This window comes from Streptomyces sp. NPDC046831 (assembly GCF_040645305.1).
Classification (GTDB): Bacteria; Actinomycetota; Actinomycetes; order Streptomycetales; family Streptomycetaceae; genus Streptomyces.
Genome location: NZ_JBEYXZ010000024.1, coordinates 64246 through 83336 on the forward strand (window position 1 = coordinate 64246; position 19091 = coordinate 83336).

The 19091-nt window shown below is 73.6% G+C and carries 20 protein-coding genes; 8 read left to right on the top strand and 12 right to left on the bottom strand.

Annotated features, from left to right (window positions below; genetic code table 11):
* The first annotated feature begins 21 nt into the window (after positions 1–21).
* Positions 22–897, top strand: a complete 876-nt coding sequence (locus ABZ920_RS20715) for an undecaprenyl-diphosphate phosphatase (protein ID WP_361506779.1) — start codon at positions 22–24, stop codon at positions 895–897.
* 137 nt (positions 898–1034) lie between these two features.
* Positions 1035–1214 carry a hypothetical protein gene (locus ABZ920_RS20720; protein WP_361506782.1) on the top strand — a complete coding sequence of 60 codons (180 nt, stop codon included), beginning with the start codon at positions 1035–1037 and terminating at the stop codon, positions 1212–1214.
* Positions 1215–1313: 99 nt separating this feature from the next.
* On the opposite strand, the gene ABZ920_RS20725 is transcribed toward ABZ920_RS20720, so the two are convergent.
* Positions 1314–2054 carry an SDR family oxidoreductase gene (locus ABZ920_RS20725; RefSeq protein ID WP_361506785.1) on the bottom strand — a complete coding sequence of 247 codons (741 nt, stop codon included), beginning with the start codon at positions 2052–2054 and terminating at the stop codon, positions 1314–1316.
* Between the two features lie 103 nt (positions 2055–2157).
* Entirely contained in the window at positions 2158–2781 is a 624-nt protein-coding gene (locus ABZ920_RS20730; RefSeq protein WP_361506788.1) for a DUF4291 domain-containing protein, read from the bottom strand.
* Between the two features lie 201 nt (positions 2782–2982).
* Here ABZ920_RS20730 and lnt point away from each other — a divergent pair, with 201 nt between their 5' ends.
* Entirely contained in the window at positions 2983–4557 is a 1575-nt protein-coding gene (lnt, locus tag ABZ920_RS20735; RefSeq protein WP_361506791.1) for an apolipoprotein N-acyltransferase, read from the top strand.
* Here the strand turns inward: lnt and ABZ920_RS20740 are convergent.
* Entirely contained in the window at positions 4475–5386 is a 912-nt protein-coding gene (locus ABZ920_RS20740; protein ID WP_361506793.1) for a Gfo/Idh/MocA family oxidoreductase, read from the bottom strand. The two genes, lnt and ABZ920_RS20740, sit on opposite strands and share 83 nt — an antisense overlap.
* Before the next feature lie 163 nt (positions 5387–5549).
* On the opposite strand from ABZ920_RS20740, the gene ABZ920_RS20745 reads away from it, so the two are divergent.
* Both ABZ920_RS20745 and ABZ920_RS20750 read left to right on the top strand, forming a co-directional pair.
* Entirely contained in the window at positions 5550–6062 is a 513-nt protein-coding gene (locus tag ABZ920_RS20745; protein ID WP_361506796.1) for a DinB family protein, read from the top strand.
* Between the two features lie 223 nt (positions 6063–6285).
* Positions 6286–6765, top strand: coding sequence for a hypothetical protein (locus tag ABZ920_RS20750; protein ID WP_361506799.1), 480 nt, complete (start codon positions 6286–6288; stop codon positions 6763–6765).
* A 369-nt stretch (positions 6766–7134) separates the two neighbouring features.
* On the opposite strand, the gene ABZ920_RS20755 is transcribed toward ABZ920_RS20750, so the two are convergent.
* The 7 genes from ABZ920_RS20755 to ABZ920_RS20785 all read right to left on the bottom strand — a co-directional run bounded on the left by ABZ920_RS20755 (position 7135) and on the right by ABZ920_RS20785 (position 13429).
* Positions 7135–7608, bottom strand: a complete 474-nt coding sequence (locus ABZ920_RS20755; RefSeq protein WP_361506802.1) for a hypothetical protein — start codon at positions 7606–7608, stop codon at positions 7135–7137.
* A gap of 308 nt (positions 7609–7916) precedes the next feature.
* Positions 7917–8600, bottom strand: a complete 684-nt coding sequence (ung, locus tag ABZ920_RS20760; protein WP_361506805.1) for a uracil-DNA glycosylase — start codon at positions 8598–8600, stop codon at positions 7917–7919.
* Positions 8601–8692: 92 nt separating this feature from the next.
* Positions 8693–10270 carry an ABC transporter substrate-binding protein gene (locus tag ABZ920_RS20765; RefSeq protein WP_361506808.1) on the bottom strand — a complete coding sequence of 526 codons (1578 nt, stop codon included), beginning with the start codon at positions 10268–10270 and terminating at the stop codon, positions 8693–8695.
* A 215-nt stretch (positions 10271–10485) separates the two neighbouring features.
* Positions 10486–11244 (bottom strand): SDR family oxidoreductase, encoded by a 759-nt coding sequence (locus tag ABZ920_RS20770; protein WP_361506811.1) that lies wholly within the window; start codon positions 11242–11244, stop codon positions 10486–10488.
* A 19-nt stretch (positions 11245–11263) separates the two neighbouring features.
* Positions 11264–12025, bottom strand: a complete 762-nt coding sequence (gene fabG, locus ABZ920_RS20775) for a 3-oxoacyl-ACP reductase FabG (protein WP_361506814.1) — start codon at positions 12023–12025, stop codon at positions 11264–11266.
* Between the two features lie 160 nt (positions 12026–12185).
* Entirely contained in the window at positions 12186–12602 is a 417-nt protein-coding gene (locus tag ABZ920_RS20780; RefSeq protein WP_361506910.1) for a DUF3037 domain-containing protein, read from the bottom strand.
* A gap of 62 nt (positions 12603–12664) precedes the next feature.
* Positions 12665–13429 (bottom strand): HipA family kinase, encoded by a 765-nt coding sequence (locus tag ABZ920_RS20785; RefSeq protein WP_361506817.1) that lies wholly within the window; start codon positions 13427–13429, stop codon positions 12665–12667.
* Positions 13430–13594: 165 nt separating this feature from the next.
* Between ABZ920_RS20785 and ABZ920_RS20790 the strand changes: the two genes are divergently transcribed.
* Both ABZ920_RS20790 and ABZ920_RS20795 read left to right on the top strand, forming a co-directional pair.
* Positions 13595–14080: a Rieske (2Fe-2S) protein gene (locus ABZ920_RS20790; protein WP_361506820.1), complete on the top strand. Its 486-nt coding sequence runs from the start codon at positions 13595–13597 to the stop codon at positions 14078–14080.
* A gap of 174 nt (positions 14081–14254) precedes the next feature.
* Positions 14255–14716, top strand: a complete 462-nt coding sequence (locus ABZ920_RS20795) for a pyridoxamine 5'-phosphate oxidase family protein (protein ID WP_361506823.1) — start codon at positions 14255–14257, stop codon at positions 14714–14716.
* Between the two features lie 457 nt (positions 14717–15173).
* On the opposite strand, the gene ABZ920_RS20800 is transcribed toward ABZ920_RS20795, so the two are convergent.
* Complete coding sequence (locus ABZ920_RS20800) at positions 15174–16076, bottom strand: LysR substrate-binding domain-containing protein (protein WP_361506825.1); 903 nt, start codon at positions 16074–16076, stop codon at positions 15174–15176.
* 75 nt (positions 16077–16151) lie between these two features.
* On the opposite strand from ABZ920_RS20800, the gene ABZ920_RS20805 reads away from it, so the two are divergent.
* Positions 16152–17255: a DMT family transporter gene (locus ABZ920_RS20805; protein WP_361506828.1), complete on the top strand. Its 1104-nt coding sequence runs from the start codon at positions 16152–16154 to the stop codon at positions 17253–17255.
* A 500-nt stretch (positions 17256–17755) separates the two neighbouring features.
* On the opposite strand, the gene ABZ920_RS20810 is transcribed toward ABZ920_RS20805, so the two are convergent.
* Entirely contained in the window at positions 17756–19087 is a 1332-nt protein-coding gene (locus tag ABZ920_RS20810) for an aminotransferase class I/II-fold pyridoxal phosphate-dependent enzyme (RefSeq protein WP_361506831.1), read from the bottom strand.
* Positions 19088–19091: the final 4 nt, after the last annotated feature.

Sequence of the window (19091 nt, forward strand, 5' to 3'; positions counted from 1 at the left end):
GCACTTGGACTCCGTACCTCCATGTCTTGGTTCGAATCACTCATCCTCGGACTCGTCCAGGGGCTGACCGAGTTCCTCCCCGTCTCCTCCAGCGCCCATCTGCGCCTGACGGCGGCCTTCTCCGGCTGGGAGGACCCGGGCGCGGCCTTCACGGCGATCACCCAGATCGGCACGGAGGCGGCGGTGCTGATCTACTTCCGCAAGGACATCGGCCGGATCCTGTCCGCCTGGTTCCGCTCACTGTCCGACAAGGCGATGCGCCGGGACCACGACGCGCAGATGGGCTGGCTGGTGATCGTCGGCTCCATACCCATCGGCGTGCTGGGGCTGACGCTCAAGGACCAGATCGAGGGGCCGTTCCGCGACCTGCGGGTCACGGCGACCATGCTGATCGTCGTCGGCGTGGTCATCGGCATAGCCGACCGGCTCGCGGCACGCGACGAGACCGGCGGCCGGCACCGGGCGCCCAAGCAGCGCAAGAGCCTCACGGACCTGGGCGTCAAGGACGGCCTGATCTACGGCTGTTGCCAGGCGATGGCCCTCGTCCCCGGCGTCTCGCGCTCCGGCGCCACCATCAGCGGCGGACTGTTCATGGGCTACCGCCGCGAGGCCGCGGCCCGTTACTCCTTCCTCCTCGCCATCCCCGCGGTTCTCGCGTCCGGCACCTTCGAGCTCAAGGACGCGCTGGAGAGCGACCATGTGACGTGGGGGCCCACGATCCTCGCCACGCTGATCGCCTTCGCGTCGGGCTACGCGGTCATCGCGTGGTTCATGAAGTACATCTCGACCAAGAGCTTCATGCCGTTCGTGTGGTACCGCGTGGCCCTCGGCATCGTCATCATCGTGCTGGTGACGGCCGGCGTACTGAGCCCGCACGCGGCCGAGTCGGCGGAATGACGGAGCGGGAGGGCGGCGGGACCGCGGCCCCGCGGCGGGGCCGTCCGCAGCCGGAACGCCCGGTTCGTGACCGACCCCCTACGGGCCGCGTAGCCGTCCGGTAGCGCAGTGTCAGTGCTTGCCCCTAGGCTGGGGCCATGTCCCCCGATTCAGTGGCCCCTGGTTCCGTGCGGTCCGCTGCCGAGTTGAACGAGCGGATCCGCTCCCTCTGGCTCCGCGCCGGCGGGTCCCTGTCGCCCCAGGAACGCGCGGAGTACGAACTGCTGGTCGTCGAGTGGGCCGCGGCCATGCGGGGCCGGGTCGTCGAGGCGGCGTGACCCCTGCCCGGCGCCGCCCCTCCGGCCGCGCCGCCTCCCGCACCCCCGGCCGTGCGCCTTCGACCGCGCCCCTCCCGCACTTCGAGCCGTGCCCCTTCCTCACCCGCCTCCCGCGATCCGCAGCACGGCTCCCGTCGTGTAGGAGGCGGCCGGCGACATCAGCCACGCGACAGCCGAGGCGACCTCGTCGGCCCGGCCCGCGCGGCGCAGCGGGATCGCCCCGGCGGCCCGCCCCAGCCGCTGCGCTTCGCCCATCGTCCGGTGGCTCCCGGTGTCGATCAGGCCGGGCGCGACCACGTTGACGCGGATGCCGTCCGGGCCCAGTTCCTTGGCCAGGCCGACCGTCAGCGCGTCGACGGCCGCCTCGGTCGCGGCGTAGTGCACGTACTCGCCGGGGCTGCCGAGCGTGGCGGCGGCCGACGACACGTTCACGATGACGCCGCTGCGCCGCGGGGTCATCAGCTGCGCCGCGCGCCGCGCGCACAGCAGCGTGCCGAACAGGTTGACGTCGACGACGCGCCGCAGGTCGGCGGTGTCCGCGACGGCCAGGGGACCCGGGATCCCGGTCACCCCGGCACTGTTGACCAGCCCTGTCACCGGCCCGAGCCGTTCCTCCGCCGTCGCGAAGAGCCGCTCGACGTCCGCCTCGAGCGACGTGTCCGCCCGTACGGTGACACTGCGGGCCCCGGCCGCGCTCACGTCGTCCGCGACCGCCTCGGCGGCCCGGGCGTCCTGGACGTACCCCACCACCACGTCCTGCCCGTCGGCCGCGAGCCGCCGGCAGATCGCCGCGCCGATGCCTCCGCTGCCACCGGTGACCACCGTGACGAGACGTTTCATGAGGGCCCCCACTCGATCGACGGCGACACGACCCCTGCGATCACCCTAGGCCCCTCCCGGTCCGCGCGCGCCGCGGAAGGACCGGGGCGGCCGGAGCGGCCGCTCAGGCCCGCAGGTGGGCCGGCACCTCGTCGTCGAGGAGGTAGGGCGGCTCCTCGGGCAGCAGCGCGGCCGCCTGCCCGAGGTCGCCCGTCCGGACCAGCGAGTGGATCCGCGCCGCCAGCGGTGTGACGTCCCGGATCCCGACGATCCACTCGTCCGCGTAACGGGCCGCCGCCTCGCCGGTCAGGCCGAGCTGCAGGGACCGGTGCGGCAGCGGGCGCAGGCGCAGATCGCGCTCGGGGTCCCACTGGACGCGCGCGGGCGCCTCACGGACCTGCCGCCGCCAGGCGGCCCTGTCCCCGTGCAGCGCGGGCACGTGGTGCGACAGGCACGCGTTGCGCAGCGCCCACAGGAAGCCGTCCCGGGTGATCTCGACGGCGAGGACGGTCTCCTGGTCCGGCTTCGTGCCCCAGCCGCAGCGGTACATCATCCACAGGAACGACGGCTTGATCCACGTCATACGGTCGCGCTTCCACGACGGCGGGAAGCGTCCGGTGCGGGCCGCGGCGCGGCCGATGCCGGGGCCGTAGGCCTGGTAGACGGTGACCGTGCGCTCCGTGTGCCGGGCGCGCACCCGGAATCTCGGCTCCTGGCCGGCGTACTGATCGTCATACTCTTCGTTCACGGCAACCAGGGTCGGCCCGCCCGCCCCCGGCCGGCCACCGAATAACCGAGCCGCGACCGGCCCGTTCCGGCCCCGGACACGTAGCCGGGAGCGGTCCGTCGCGAAAAGGGGCCGCTCTTCGGGAGGCCTCGGCCGGGCTTCCCGGCAGGAGATCGGCCCCTGCACGCACAGGGGAACCACCACTGGGTAGGAAGGCCTCGTATGAAGACGTTCGGCCACTGGCTCTCCTCCCCCTGGCGGCGCTCGTTCCTCGCCGCGCTCGCCGGCGCCCTGCCCATGGTCACCTTCCCCGGCCCGTCGCTGTGGTGGTTCGCCTACGTCGCCCTGGTGCCCTGGCTGCTGCTCGTCCGCTCGGCACCCACCGGGAAGCGGGCGGCGTACGACGGCTGGCTCGGCGGGTTCGGTTTCATGCTGGCCGTGCACCACTGGTTGCTGCCGAGCCTGCACGTCTTCACCTTCGTCATCGCCGCCCTCCTCGGCGCACTGTGGGCCCCCTGGGGCGTGCTGGTCCGCCGCTTCCTGGCCGGAGCCCCCTCGCCGGGGCGGAGCGCGGCCGCCCTCGTCGTGCTGCCGTCGGGCTGGCTGGCCGTGGAACTCGTGCGCTCCTGGCAGGGGCTCGGCGGCCCGTGGGGCATGCTCGGTGCCGGCCAGTGGCAGGTGGGGCCGGCGCTGCGCCTGGCCTCCGTGGGCGGGGTGTGGCTGCTCAGCTTCCTGGTGGTGGCCCTCAACGTCGCCGTCGTCCTCCTCGTCACGGTCCGCGCGGCCCGGGCCGCGGCGGTGGCCGGCCTGCTCGCCGTGGCGGTCGTGGCCTCCGCGGCCTGGGTGTGGTCGCCGCGGCCGCACCTCGACGGCCGGGTCCGCATCGCCGTCGTCCAGCCGGGAGTCGTCGACGGCGCCCGCAGCGCGGAACGGCGGTTCGCCCTGGAGGAACGGCTGACCCACCGCCTGGCCGGACAGCGGGTCGACCTGGTCGTCTGGGGCGAGAGCAGCGTCGGCTTCGACCTCGCCGACCGGCCCGACCTGGCACGCCGGCTCACCGCGCTCTCCCGGGAGACCGGGGCTGACCTCCTGGTCAACGTCGACGCACGGCGGTCGGACCGGCCGGGCATCTACAAGAGCTCCGTGCTCGTCGGTCCGGACGGCCCGACCGGCGACCGCTACGACAAGATGCGGCTCGTGCCGTTCGGCGAGTACATACCGGCGCGCTCCGTGCTCGGCTGGGCGACCTCCGTCGGCAAGGCCGCGGGCGAGGACCGCCGGCAGGGCACCCGTCAGGTGGTGATGGACGCCGGGCACGGAGTGCGGGTGGGCCCGATGGTGTGCTTCGAGTCGGCGTTCCCCGACATGAGCCGCCACCTGGCCCGGGACGGCGCCCGGGTGCTGCTCGCGCAGTCCTCGACGTCGACGTTCCAGCACAGCTGGGCGCCGGCGCAGCACGCCTCCCTCGCCGCGCTGCGCGCCGCGGAGACCGGACGTCCCATGGTGCACGCGACGCTGACCGGGGTGTCCGCGGTCTACGGCCCGGGCGGGGAGCGCGTCGGCCCCTGGCTCGGCACCCGGGCCAGTACGGCCCAGGTGTTCGACGTGCCGCTGGCGGCCGGCACCACGCCGTACGTGCGCTTCGGCGACTGGCCGGTGTACGGGGCGCTGCTCGTGCTGGCGGCCGGGTCCGCCACGGGTGGTGTGCGGACGGTCAGGCTGCGCCGGAGGACTCCAGAACCGCACGTACGACCCGCTCGCACAGTTCGTGGGTCTCCAGCGCGTCCCGGGCGCTGAGCGTCTTCCCGGCCCGTACCGTGTCGAGGAAGGACAGCACGGCCTGCTCGATGCCGCGCTGCCGGGCCACGGGCACCCAGTCGCCGCGCCGCCGCACGGTCGGCTGTCCCTTGTGGTCGATCGTCTCGGCGAGATTGAGCACCTGACGCTTGGTGTCCCGCCCGGAGACCTCGAGGATCTCCTCCACGGAGCCGCTGAGCCGGTTCATCACGCCGAGCGCGGTGAACCCGTCCCCGGCGAGCTGCAGGACGACGTGGTGCAGCAGGCCGTCCCGCACCCGGCCGTGGACGGTCACGTCGTCGACGGGCCCCGGCACGAGGAACCGGAGCGTGTCCACGACGTGGACGAAGTCGTCGAGGATCATCGTCCGGGGCGCTTCCGGCAGCCCGACGCGGTTCTTCTGCATGACGATCAGCTCGCGCGGGTGCTCGGCGCACTGCGCGTAGCCGGGGGCGTGGCGCCGGTTGAAACCGACCGCCAGGGACACTCCCCTGTCCTCGGCCAGGGCCACCAGCCGCTCGGAGTCGGCCAGTTCGTAGGCGAGCGGCTTGTCGACGTACGTCGGCACGCCCGCTTCGAGCAGCCGGGCGACGATCTCCGGGTGGACGGCGGTCGGCGCGTGCACGAAGGCGGCGTCCAGGTCCGCGCCGAGGAGCGCGTCCAGCGTGGCGTGGCGGCGACCGGCCGGCAGGTGCAGGCCGTCGGCGATCCGGTGGAGCGTCGCGGGGGTTCTGGTCTGCAGGTGGAGTTCGACGTCCGGCTGCACGCCGAGCACCGGCAGGTACGCCTTCTGCGCGATGTCGCCGAGTCCGATGCAGCCGACCTTCACGTGCGCTCCCTCAGTTGCCTCCGCCGTGCCTGGACCGCAGCTTACGGCGCCGGCGGCGTCCGCCGGCCGGCGATGCCCCCGAAGGCCCGCGGCGGAGCCCGGACGGTGTGCTCACGGACGAAAAGGCGTGGCGTGGCGGAGTGCGGTGGGCAAGGATCGGGGCATGACGACGCAGCGCCGCGAGCCCGCTCTGGACGCCGACGAACGCACCATGCTGGAGGGCTGGTTGGACTACCACCGGCAGACCCTGGCGTGGAAGTGCGAGGACCTGACCGACGAACAGCTGCGGACCGCCTCCGTGGAGCCCTCCGAGCTGACCCTCATGGGGCTGGTGCGGCACATGGCCGAGGTCGAGCGGGGCTGGTTCCGCACCGTGCTCGCGGGCGAGGACGCGGGACCGATCTACTGCACGGAGGAGGACCGGGACGGCGATTTCCACCCGACCGGGGAGGACACCTGGGCGGAGGCGTACGCCACCTGGCAGGCCGAGATCGACGCCGCCCGGCGCAACGCGGCCCGGTTCGCCCTGGACGACCTCTCCAAGGGGCGGAGCAGGTCCACCGACGAGCCGTTCAGCCTGCGCTGGATCTACACCCACATGATCGAGGAGTACGCACGCCACAACGGCCACGCCGACCTCCTCCGGGAGCGCATCGACGGAGCGACGGGCGACTGAGGGACGGGCGGCTGAGGGACGGGCGGCTGGGGGACGCCCGGACATCGCCCGGCCGCCGTTCGCCCGGGGGCGGCTGTCGTGCTGTTCGCAGGCCGACGCCCGTCTCCACGGCGTCAGCCCCACGACTCTCTTCGCCTTCCAACGGGCACACCTGTCACCCGTGCGAGGGCTTACCCGCCCGTCCACCGGACCGCGGCCGCCCCGAGCGAGCAGAGTATGCCGCGTGCATCGAACGACGACCGCCGCAACGCTCCTGGTCACCGTGGCCGTCTCGGCCCTCACCGGCTGCGTCGAGATCCACCGGCCGCCCGCTGCCGGTTCCCCGGCCGCGCACACCCGGCCCGCCGAGCCACGCCCCGACGGCAGCGCCCGGCCGCGCGACGCGCAGGCCCCGGCCCAGGAGGCGCTGGAGCACGTCGGTCCCCGCCGCCCCCCTGAGGAGACCGCGCGTGATCGCCCCACAGCGGCTGCCGAGGAGGCCGAGGACCGCCGCCGGCCGTCGTCGGCGCACTCCCCCGCCCGGCAACGGCCGCGACCGGCGCCCCGTCCGCCGCGACGGGTCCGGCCGCCCCGCGCCGGGGTCCCCGCCGCTCCCCCGGCGGCCCCGAAGAACCTGGACGTCTGCGCGCTCGGCCGGGAGTTCGGCCACTGGCCGGCGGACAGCCCCCAGGCGAGGATCTGCCGGCAGGCGTACGGGCGGTGATGGTGGCCTTCGGACGGTGATGGGGCACTCGGCCGGTGATACGGGCACTCGGCCGGTGATACGGGCACTCGGCCGGTGCTGGTGGCCTTCGGCCGTTGATCGGGTCCTTCGGCCGGCGATGGGAGGCACTCGGCCGGTGATCGGGTCCTTCGGCCGGCGATGGGAGGCACTCGGCCGGTGATCGGGTCCTTCGGGCGGGGATGGTGGCCTTCGGACGGTGATCGGGCAGGCCCACGGTCACCGGGCCTCGGGCAGCCGGCCCCTCCCGGCGCGGGCAGGCCGCCTGTCCTTCCGCCGGCGGGCGCACGCCTTCCGGGCCGCGCGGCAGGCCCAACGCCCACGCGCGCCGAGGCCACCGGCCGGCCCGCGTCAGTCCCCGAGTCGCAGCCCGAGCCGGTGGATCGCCGCGCGCACCCCGTCGCCGTAGTCGTCGTCACCGAGGGCGTCGGCCGCGCCGCGGGCGCGCCGCAGATGGGTGCGGGCGGCCTCCGAGCGGCCGAGTTTCACGTAGTCGGCGGCGAGGTTGAGGTGGAGGGACGGATACAGGGCGCGGGCCGCGAGCGTGCCCCGACGCTCGGCGAGCCGGTCGTCCGTGAGCTCCTCGGCGGCCGACAGCGCCCTGAGGTCCCAGGCCAGTTCGTCCGCGGGGTCGTCCTGGGTGTCGGCCATGTAGTGGGCCAGGGTGCAGCGGTGCAGCGGGTCGCCCCGCTCACCGATCTCCGTCCACAGCTCCAGGAAGCGGATCCGGGCCTCCTCCCGGTCCCCCGCATGGTGCAGCATGACGCCCTGTCCGATCCGCGTCATCACGGCTTCCGGCGCTGTCTGTTCCTGTCGCTCCGCCACCACGTCCTCCAGCCCTGACCCCGGCCCCACTCCCCCAGACGCTAGCCGCCCGCACCGCCGATCCCGGTCAGGCGGCCCCGAACGCACCGGCCGGACCCTTCCCCGGACGGGCCGGCCCGCCAGGCCGGACGCCCGCACCGGCCGCACCCACGCGCCGGGGTCCCGGCCGGCCCGCACGGGCCTCACCCGGATACCTCGCCGGCCCGGAACCACGCGCCGGACACCGGTCGCCCAGTCAGCCGAGCCGCCCGCGCCGCCGGCCCGCCCCGCCGTACCCGGCGGACCGGGGACGGCAGGTGTCCGCCGTGTCAGCCCAGGTTCGGGATCGTCCAGTCGATCGGCTCGTGTCCCTGCTGGGCCACCGCCTCGTTGATCCGGGTGAACGGGCGCGAGCCGAAGAACTTCTTCGCCGACAGCGGGGAGGGGTGCGCGCCCTTGACCACCACGTGGCGGGTCTCGTCGATCAGCGGCAGCTTCTTCTGCGCGTAGTTGCCCCAGAGCACGAAGACCGCCGGGTCGGGCCGGCCGGCGACGGCCCGTATCACCGCGTCGGTGAACTTCTCCCAGCCGCGCCCCTTGTGCGAGTTGGCCTCGCCCCCGCGCACCGTGAGCACCGCGTTGAGCAGGAGCACGCCCTGCCGGGCCCACGGCATGAGGTAGCCGTTGTCCGGGATGGGCGTGCCCAGCTCCTCGTGCATCTCCTTGTAGATGTTGCGCAGCGACGGCGGGATGCGCACGCCCGGGCGGACCGAGAAGCACAGACCGTGGCCCTGGCCCGCGCCGTGGTAGGGGTCCTGCCCGAGGATCATCACCTTGACCTGGTCGTACGGCGTGGCGTCCAGCGCCGCGAAGACCTCCTCGCGCGGCGGGTAGACGGGACCCTTCGCCCGCTCCTCCTCGACGAACTCGGTCAGCTCCTTGAAGTAGGGCTGCTGCAGCTCGTCACCCAGAACCCCGCGCCAGGACTCGGGCAGCATGGCGATGTCGGTCACGTCAACGTCCTTACGATGTGCGGTCGTCTTCCAGGCCTCAGAACCTACCGGCGACCACTGACAACGCACGCCCGCTCCGGGAAACCGGCGGTCTACCAGCTGGTCTTCCGGGACAGCTCCCACATCATCATGATCGTCGACGGGTCGAGCGCGCGCTCACCGCCGGAGATGTCGACGTTGGCGGCCACGTACTGCTTGCCCTGCCACAGCGGCAGCAGCCGCGCGTCGTCGACGAGGACCTGCTGCGCCCGCTCGAACTCCTTCACCACGCTGGCGCGGTCGCTCTCGCCGCGCGACTTGGGCAGCAGGTCCTTGGTGATCTCGGGCGCCGGGTAGGGCGTGCCGAGTGCGTTCTGCTGGCCGACGAACGGCGCGATGAAGTTGTCCGGGTCGGGGAAGTCCGGGAACCAGCCGCGCCCGAACACCGGGTACTCGCCCTTCTGGTAGCCCGTGACGTACGTCTTCCAGGGCCGGCTCTTCAGGGTGATCTTGAACAGTCCCGACCCCTCGAGCTGGCTCTTGAGCTCCTGGAACTGCCTGGCGGTCTCCGAGCCGTAGCGGTCGGTGGTGTACCAGAGGGTGAGCGGGACCGGCTGGGTGATGCCGGCTCCGGTGAGGATCTTCCGGGCCTTGTCGGTGCTGGGGTCGCCGAAGTCGTCGAAGAAGCCGGTGGTGTGTCCGGTCAGGCCCTTGGGGACCATGGAGTACAGCGGGTCGACGGTGTCCTTGTAGACCTCGTGCGCGATCGCCGCCCGGTCGACGACCTGGGCGACGGCCCTGCGGACGGCGGTCTTGCCCGCCCAGGAGTCCTTGGGGTTGAAGACCAGGTAGCTGATGTCGGTGCCGGCGCCCTCGACCAGCTCCAGGTCGGTGGAGTCGTGGCGCTGCAGGTCGATGATGTCGTCGGCGGCCAGGCCGCGGTAGGTGACGTCGATCTGCCGGGACTTGAGCGCCTTGACCATGGCGGACGAATCCTGGAAGTAGCGGATGGTCACCGCATCGTTTCTGCGGTGGGCGAAGCCCTTGTAGCGGTCGTTCCTGACCAGTTCCGCGCCCTTGCCCTCCTCGTACGACCGCAGGACGTACGGACCCGATCCGACGACCTTGTCGTCCTTGCGCAGGGACCGGGCGGGGTAGTCGTCGGGGTCGACGATCGACATGGCGGGGGTGGCGAGCACGAACGGGAAGGTGGCGTCCGGCTTGTTGAGGTGGAAGACGATCTCCCGGTCGCCGATCGCCTGCACCCGGTCCAGGCTGCCGAGCAGTCCCGCCGGGCCGCCGGGGAGGTTGATGGCCCTGATGCGGTCGATGGAGTGCTTGACCGCCTGCGCGTCCAGCGTGTCCCCGTCGGCGAACTTCATGCCGGACCGCAGCTCGCAGCGGTAGGTGGTGTTGGTGGTGTCGGTGAACTTGCAGCTCTCGGCCGCGTCCGGCTGCGGTGTGCTCACGCCGTTCGGGTAGGCGAGCAGCGTCTGGTAGATGTTGCGGAACAGCTCCCAGGAGCCGTCCCAGGACGCGGCCGGGTCCAGCGTGCTGGGGGCACTCGTGGTGCCCACGACGATCGGCCCCTGCGCCGCGGGGTCGTCGTCGGAGAAGACGCCGCATCCGGCCACCAGGGATATGGAGGCCATCACCACCGCCGGCCGAAGACACCGGTTCCGCTTGAACACGCGCACGCTCCTCGATCCGCCATACCAAGGGTCGGCAGACCATACCGCAGCGTGACGTTCGCTCAACCCTTTCGGACAAGGCTTGATCAGCGCGTTATTGACTACGTTGTCATCCGCCTCCGCGCGGGTGTCCGGAGCTGACACGGGCGCCGTTTCCGTCAAGGGAGGGGCTGCGAGGAACCCCTCCCCGGGTACGGACCCGGCGCCCGCTGCGTTCAGCCCACTCCGGCGTTCAGGAAGATGCCGCCGTCGACGACGAGCGTCTGGCCGGTGACCCAGTCGGACTGCTCCGAGGTGAGGAAGGCGGCCGCGCCGCCGATGTCGGAGGGCACGCCGAGCCGGCCCAGCGGGTAGGCCGCCGCCGCCTCCTCCTCCCGGCCCTCGTACAGGGCCTCGGCGAACTTGGTCTTCACCACGGCCGGGGCGATCGCGTTCACCCGCACCTTGGGCGCGAACTCGTGCGCCAGCTGCTGGGTCAGGTTGATCATCGCCGCCTTGCTGACGCCGTAGGCGCCGATGAAGGGCGAGGGGGCGAGACCCGCGACGGAGGCGATGTTGACGATGGCGCCGCCGTTGTCCTTCTGCCAGGCGTGCCAGGTGCGCTGGGCGAAGCCGAGCGCGGAGATGACGTTGGTCTCGAAGACCTTGCGCGCCACGTTGAGGTCGAGGTCGGCGATCGGCCCGAACACCGGGTTGGTCCCGGCGTTGTTGACGAGGTGGTCGACGCGGCCGAAGGCCTCCATCACGCGCTCGACGGTCTCGGCCTGGTGGGCCTCGTCGTGGGCCTTGCCCGCGACGCCGATGACCCGGTCGGCGCCGAGCTTCTCGACGGCCTCCTTCAGGGCCTCCTCGTTGCGGCCGGTGATGCAGACCCGGTCGCCGCGGGCCACCAGGGCCTCGGCGATGCCGTAGCCGATGCCGCGGCTCGCGCCGGTGACGAGAGCGACCTTGCCGGAGAGTTCCACGGAAGTCATGTCCTTCTTTTCCCCGGTCCTAGTTGAGCGGTCCGCCGGCGACGTACAGCACCTGGCCGGAGACAAAGCCGGCCGCCTCGCCCGTGAAGAAGGCGATCGCGTTGGCGATGTCCTCCGGCTCGCCGACGCGCTGCACCGGGATCTGGGTGGCGGCGGCGGCCTTGAAGTCCTCGAAGCCCATGCCGACGCGCTCCGCGGTGGTCTTGGTCATCTCGGTGGCGATGAAGCCGGGCGCGACGGAGTTGGCGGTGATGCCGAACTTGCCGAGCTCCTTGGCGAGGGTCTTGGTGAAGCCCTGCAGACCCGCCTTGGCGGCCGAGTAGTTGGCCTGGCCGCGGTTGCCCAGGGCGGAGGACGAGGAGAGGTTGACGATGCGGCCGAAGCCTGCGTCCACCATGTGCTTCTGGCAGGCCTTGGTCATCAGGAACGAGCCGCGCAGGTGCACGTTCAGGACGGTGTCCCAGTCGGAGACGCTCATCTTGAACAGCAGGTTGTCGCGGAGCACGCCCGCGTTGTTGACCAGGATCGTCGGCGCGCCGAGCTCCTCGACGATCCGCGCCACGGCCGCCTCGACCTGCGCCTCGTCCGAGACGTCGGCGCCGACCGCGATGGCCCTGCCGCCGGCCGCGGTGATCTTCTCCACGGTGTCCTTGCAGGCGGCCTCGTCGAGGTCGATCACGGCGACCGCGCGGCCCTCGGCGGCCAGTCGTACGGCGGTGGCGGCGCCGATGCCGCGCGCGGCACCGGTGACGACGGCTACCCGCTGCTCAGTGGTGGACATTGCTGCTTCTCCTCGCCCTTGGAAAGCCTGGAACACCTTCGGAACTCTGCGGCTCCCACGGTACGCCCGTCAGGTGAGCGACCGCTTAGTACCTTCAGTAGACGTGACGCTAGAAGCCCTGGCACCCGGTGTCAACGGCGCACCGGGTGCATGTGATCCATTACCTCACCAGGAGGTCCAGCAACCGCTCCGTCTCGGCGGCCGGGTCGGCGGTCAGCCCGGTGTGCACGGGGCCCGGCTGGACGATGGCGGACCGGGGCGCGATCAGCCAGCGGAAGCGCCGTCCGGGGTCGTCCCGGCCGGCCTGGCCGGCGGCCGGTCCCCCGGCGCACACCCCTTCGACGGCGCGCAGCGCCGCCCGCACCCCCGCCACGTCCGCCACGGGGTCGAGCGCCAGCAACCGGGCCTCGTCCAGGTGGGTACGGGCGCCGACGTAGGCCTTGGCGCGGCAGTAGACGAGCACGCCGGCGTTGATGCACTCCCCGCGCTCCACGCGCGGCACCACCCGCAGCACGGCGTACTCGAAGACCTCGCGCTCACCGCGCGGGCCGCCCCTGATGATGTGGCGGTCGGTCACGACGCTGCCCGCGATGATGCGGCTGTCGCCACCGTGGCCCCGCCCGCCGGTACGCCGGTCGTTCATGCCGCCCCCTCGATGCCCCGGATGCGGTCGTGCACGACGGCGGCGCGCGCGAGCAGCGGCCGCGCGTAGGCCCGTCGCAGGTCGTCCGGGGTGTCGAAGCCGGGTTCGCCGGTCAGCCAGGCGTCGGGGATCTCCGCCGTCACCTCGGCGAGCAGGTCCTCGGTGACCAGGGGGGCGAGCCGGGCGGCGGCCGCGGCGACGTCCGGCGCGAACGGCGCGAGGACGTGCTCGGAGGCGTCGTAGGGCCGGGCGGCGGAGGCCTCGGCACCGGGCCAGTTGTGGTGCCAGATCATGGTGGCGCCGTGGTCGATGAGCCACAGCTCGTCCCGCCACCTGAGCAGGTTGGGGTTGCGCCAGGAGCGGTCCACGTTGTTCACCAGCGCGTCGAACCAGACGATCCGCCCGGCCTCCCCGGGGTCCACCGGGAAGGCGAGCGGGTCGAAGCCGAGTGCGCCGGACAGGAAGTCCATGCCGAGATTGGTGCCGCCGCTGGACCTGAGCAGCTCCTGCACTTCCGGGTCGGGTTCGCCGAGCCCCAGCACCGGGTCGAGGCGGACCGTCACCAGCCGCGGCACCCGCAGGCCCAGCCGCCGGGCCAGTTCGCCGCAGACCACCTCGGCGACCAGCGTCTTGCGGCCCTGGCCGGCACCGGTGAACTTGACGACGTACGTCCCGAAGTCGTCGGCCTCGACGAGCCCTGGCAGCGAGCCGCCCTCACGCAGGGGCGTGATGTAGCGGGTGGCGATGACTTCCTTCAGCATCGCCCCAGGTTACTGGGGCGTTCACCCGCTGCGGAGGCGGCTCGTCCACCGCTCCTTACGCCCGTCCGACCCCGGGCGGGTCAGGATCGCGGCAGTCTGAACGCCGGACGCCCGGCGGCCGTACCCCAGTGCGGATCGAGGAAGCTCGCGGAAGGGAATGTCAGCATGACCAGCGAATCGTTTCAGGCCCTGGAGGGACCGGCCCGCCGTACCGTCGTGGCGGCGGCGGGCGCGGCGGGGCTCGCCGTCGCGCTGGCCGCGTGCGGATCGGACGACAAGGCGTCCGAGTCCTCGAACGCCCAGGACAACGGCCAGGCGGGCAACGGCGGTTCGGGCGGCGGCGGTGGCGCGGCCGGTGGCGCCGGCGCGGTGCTGGCCAGGACGGCCGACATCCCCGAGGGCGGCGGCAAGGTCTTCGGCGATCAGGGCGTGGTCGTCACCCAGCCGGCGAAGGGCGAGTTCAAGGCGTTCTCGTCCCGGTGCACCCATCAGGGCTGCGCGGTGAGCAGGATCGCGGACGGCGTGATCAGCTGCCCGTGCCACAACAGCGAGTTCTCCGCCACCGACGGCAGCGTCAAGAAGGGCCCGGCGACGCAGCCGCTGCCCGCGAAGAACATCACCGTCTCGGGGGACCAGATCACGCTGGCCTGACCGGCGCGGGCGTCCCGCCCCCCGATGCCGGACGGGCGAGCGGGGCGCCGACGCGCCGCGGCAGCCGGAGCGGACGACGCCGGCCGGAGCGGGCAGGGCACGGCCGGCCGACGCGGCCCGCCGCCATGCCGGAGGATGGCTGCCCGGACATGACTCGAGGGAAGAGGGGGCCGCATGACCGCGACTCAGCGCCGGGGCCGGAAGATCATGATGACGCCGGGCGAACTGGACGAGTTCCTCACCGCGCAGCGCACCTGCCGGGTCGCCACCGTGTCGCCCGACGGCGCTCCGCACGTGAGCGCCCTGTGGTTCGCCTGGGACGGCGTCTCGCTGTGGCTGTACTCCGTGGTGCGCAGCAGGCGCTGGGCCGAGCTGCGCCGCGATCCCCGGGTCGCGATCGTGGTCGACACGGGCGAGGAGTACGACCAGCTGCGCGGCGTCGAACTGTCCGGCAGGGCGGAGTTCGTGGGCGAGGTCCCGCGGACCGGCGAGCTGCGGGCCGAACTCGACGTGCCCGAGACGCTGTTCGCCCGCAAGTACTTCGACCTGGAGGAGATGCCGCACGACGGCCGGCACGCGTGGGTGAGGCTGACGCCGGAGAAGACCGTGTCCTGGGACTTCCGCAAGCTGGGCTAGCGGGCGGGCGGCCGGCTGCTTGATGGCGACCGGCCGCCCTCGTCCTTGCCGGCCGTGGGCCGGCGACTGCAGCCGTGCACGCGGCGGACCGGGCAGTCCCGGGATGCGCGGTGACCGGCCAGTCCCGGGATCCGCGGTGACCAGGCAGTCCCGGGATCCGCCATGGTCGGCCAGTCCCGGCCGAGCGGAGACCGTTGTTCGTGCACCGAACGGCGGCTCCCCCGGCTCCTGCGCTCAGCGGCGGCTCCTTCGCCGTGCGGACGGCCGGCCGGTTGTCGCCCGGCAGCCGGCCCTGGTTCTCCGCCCGGGGCGCGGCCACCTGGCCCTCGTCTCCGCCCGCTGCCCTGCCCGGCCACCGGGTCGTTCCGGGGACGGCCACCGGGTCGTTCCCGGGAACGGCCACCGCGTCGTCCGCAGGCCGGTCGTGGGCGGCCGTCCGGCGGTCGTGGGGCGGTCGTCAGGAGACCGTCTCCCCGGCCGACCGCAGGGCGTCGACCGCGGCGCGGATCGAGGGCCGGCGGTCGGCGTCGGCCCGCCACACGGCGTAGACGTGCCGCCGGACCGCCTGTCGCACGGCGACGGTCCGCACCCCGGCGGGCAGCGGCCCGCGCCCGAGGCGCGGTGCCACGCACACCCCGTGGCCCGCGGCCACCAGTGCCAGCTGCGTCGCGTGCTCCTCGGCACGGTGTGCGATCCGCGGCTCCACTCCTTTGGACCGCAGTGTGTCCAGCAGCCACTCGTGGCAGAACTCGTCCTCACGCCACGTGATCCAGTCGTCGTCCGCGAAGTCCTCCAGGTCGACCTCGGTACGGCCCGCGAGCGGATGTGCGGCGGACAGGGCCACGTCGGCGGCGTCGTCGAGAAGGGGCGCCCGGACAAGCCCGTCGGGCACGGGCAGCGGCTTGTTGTACCAGTCGAGGACGACCGCCAGATCCACGTCGCCGCGCAGCACGGAGCGCACCGCCGTCACCGGTTCCGTCTCGGCGCTGGTGACCCGCAGACCGGGGTGGCGCGCGCGCAGCTCCGCCAGCGCGGCGGGGAAGAGACCGCGCGCGGCCGTGGGGAACGCGCCCAGCCGCAGTTCGCCGACCACCTGACCGCGCTGCGCCTCCAGGTCGGACTGGGCGAGCTCCACCTGCGACAGGATGCGCGCCGCGTGCTCGGCGAGCAGCCGGCCCGCGTCGGTGAGCCGCACCCCCCGGCCGTTCCGGGTGAGGAGCTGCTGGCCCACCTCCCGCTCCAGCTTCGTCATCTGCTGCGAGACGGCCGACGTCGTGACGTGCAGACCCTCGGCCGCGCCGCTCACCGAGCCGTGACGGGCGAGGGCGTCCAGGGTGCGCAGGCGCTCCAGGTTCAACATGTAAGCGATGCTACGCAACACCGGGGGCGAATTCTCGATTGTGCTAAGAGGTCGTTCGGCTGCATGGTGGGCACCATGAGCACCGTGACCGCCTCCTCCCAGCCGGCCCCCGTCCCACCCGCCGGACCCGGCCGCCGCCAGACGCACTGGCGGGTCCGCTTCGCCTTCCTGTCCCTGATCTGGGGCTTCAGCTTCCTGTTCATCAAGGTCGGCACGCAGAGCTACGCGCCGTTCCAGGTCACGCTCGGCAGGCTGGTGTTCGGCACGGCGGTGCTCGCGGCGGTCATGGCGGTGAAGCGGGAGCGCCTGCCGCGCGGTGTGCGGACGTGGGCCCATCTGGCGGTCGCGGGCTTCTTCCTCAACGCGCTGCCGTTCTCGCTCTTCGCGTACTCGGAGCTGACGATCCCGTCGACGCTCGCCGGCATCTGCAACGCGACGTCGCCGCTGTGGGGCATGGGCCTGTCGCTCGTCGCCCTCTCGGAGGACCGCCCGACCCGGGTGCGGGTGGCGGGCCTCGGGCTCGGCTTCCTCGGGGTGCTCACGGTGCTGGGCGCCTGGCAGGGCTTCCGCGGGCTCGACGCCACCGGCACGGCGATGGCCCTGCTGGCGTCGCTGAGCTACCCCGTCGGCTGGATCTACGTCCGCCGCACCCTGGCGGGCTCCTCCGAGTCGCACCTGTCCCTGACCGGCGGTCAGCTGCTGCTGGCCACGCTCCAGCTGGCGGTGGTCACGCCGGTGTTCACCGACCTCCCCGGCCGGCTGTCCGCCCTGCCCCTGCTGGCGATAGCGGCGCTGGGCGCCCTCGGCACGGGACTGGCGATGCTCGTCCAGTACGGCCTGGTCGCCGAGGTCGGCCCGACGACGGCCCAGATGGTCACGTACTTCGTGCCGGTCATCGCCACGGCCGCGGGCGTGGCCCTCCTCGACGAGGACCTGACCTGGTCGACTCCGGTCGGCGCGGTGATCGTCCTGGCCGGCGCGGCCCTGACGCAGGCCCGTCCGAAGCGCCGCGCCGAGACGGGCGGGACCGAGGGCGGAAACACGGCAGCGGGAACGGCGCCTGCGGACGGGACGGCGCCCGGCACGGCCGCCGTCGATGCGGCGGCCGCACCGGCGCCCGTCCTCCCGGCGGACGACGACACCCGGCCGGCCCGCTCCGAGCCCGCGGCCACGGCGTAACGGGCGGAGGCCGAGCCGGGCCGTCGGCGCCCCGGCGGAAGCGCCGTCCAAGCGCACCCGGCCGAGCGGGGCGCAGGCCACGCCCGGCTGCCCGGCTGCGGGCCCGTGCGGGTCGGCCCGCGGCCAGGCCGGCATGTGAACGGGCGAAGCACGGAGGGTCGAGCCGCCCCCTCCTGTCCCTCGCCACCGGGGCACGTTGCCGGGCCTGCCGACCGGCTGGCGTGGCCGCGGGCTTTGGCGCCTCCGACCGGTTCAGCCGGGCCGCAGCCCCACACCGACGTCGATGTGCGGCTCGACGCGCCCCCGCCCGCGCCGGCGCGCGTCACGGGCGTCCAGACCGCCTGGTGGCCCGGACGCGGCTCCCATCCGACGCGCTCCCGGCCGTGTCCGTACGGTCCAGGCGCCCCGGACCCGATCCGAAACCGGCTCCTCCGGCCCCACCCGCACGGCCCCACCCGCACGGCCCCACCCTCAGGGGTCCGGCGTCCGGCGTCCGGCGGCTAGACGTAGCTCCGGGCCGGCGCCGGCACCAGGGCCGCGGCCACCGCGTCGGCCAGGCGGCCGGTCTCCTCCTCGCCGAGATCCGAAACCGTGATGCGGATGCCGGGGGGCGCGCTCATCCGGAAGCGGGCTCCGGGGGCGACGGCCCAGCCGGCGTGCAGCAGCCGGGCCACCACCCCGGTCTCGTCCGGCACCGGTACCCACACGTTCATCCCGCTGCGCCCGTGGGCGACGACCCCGCGCTGGGCCAGCGCGCCGATCAGCAGGTCGCGCCGCGCCCCGTACGCCGCCGCCACGGCGCGTGTGTCGAGGCCGCCGTCCTCCCACAGCCGCACCACGGCCCGCTGCACGAGCCGGCTCACCCAGCCGGGGCCGAGCCGCTGCCGGCCGCGGACCCGGTCGACCGTGACCCCGTCCCCGGTGAGCACCGCGAGACGCAGATCGGGGCCGTAGGCCTTGGCGACCGACCGCACCAGCGCCCAGTGCCGGGTCGCCCCGGCGAGGGGGTGGAGGGGCAGGTCGACGATTCCGTGGCCGTGGTCGTCCTCGATCAGCAGGACGTCCGGATGCTTCCGGAGCACGGCCCGCAGCGTCCGCGCGCGCGGCGCGCTCACCGCGGCGCCGGTCGGGTTCTGGGCCCGAGCCGTCACGATCAGGGCCCGGGCGCCGCCCTCCAGGGCGCGCCGCACGTCGTCGGGCAGCGGCCCCTCGTCGTCGACGCCCACCGGGGCCGTGCGCAGCCCGAGCGCGGGCACGAGGTCGAGCACACTCCCCCACCCGGGGTCCTCGACGGCGACCGTGTCCCCGGGCTTGAGGTTGGCGGCGAGGACGCGTTCGACGCCGTCCAGCGCTCCGGACAGCACGGCGAGCGGTCCGCCGGGCACGCCCTCGGCGTCCAGCCGGTCCCGTGCGACGCGTTCCAGTTCGGGTTCGACGGCGACGTCCCCGTAGAGCACGGGCTCCCGGTCGCCCTGTGCGGCCGCCGCCGCGAACGCCGGGGCCAGGGGCGGCAGCAGGGCAGGGTCCGGGTTGCCGTTCGACACGTCCCGCACGCCCTCGGGCACGTCCACCCGGATGTGGTCCCGCCCGGTCGTGGCGGGCGCGGGCCGCACTCGGCTGCCGCGCCGGCCGGCGGTCTCGATGACCCCCCGGTCGCGCAGGACCCGGTACGCGGCCGCGACGGTGTTGGGATTGACGCCGAGTTCGACCGCCAACTCCCGCATGGGCGGCAGCAGTTGGCCCGGCTCCAGCCCACCGGAACCCACCGCGCGCTCGACGCTCGCCGCGATGTCCGCTGCGCGCCGGCCCTCGATCCGATATCCTCCTAGCACAAAA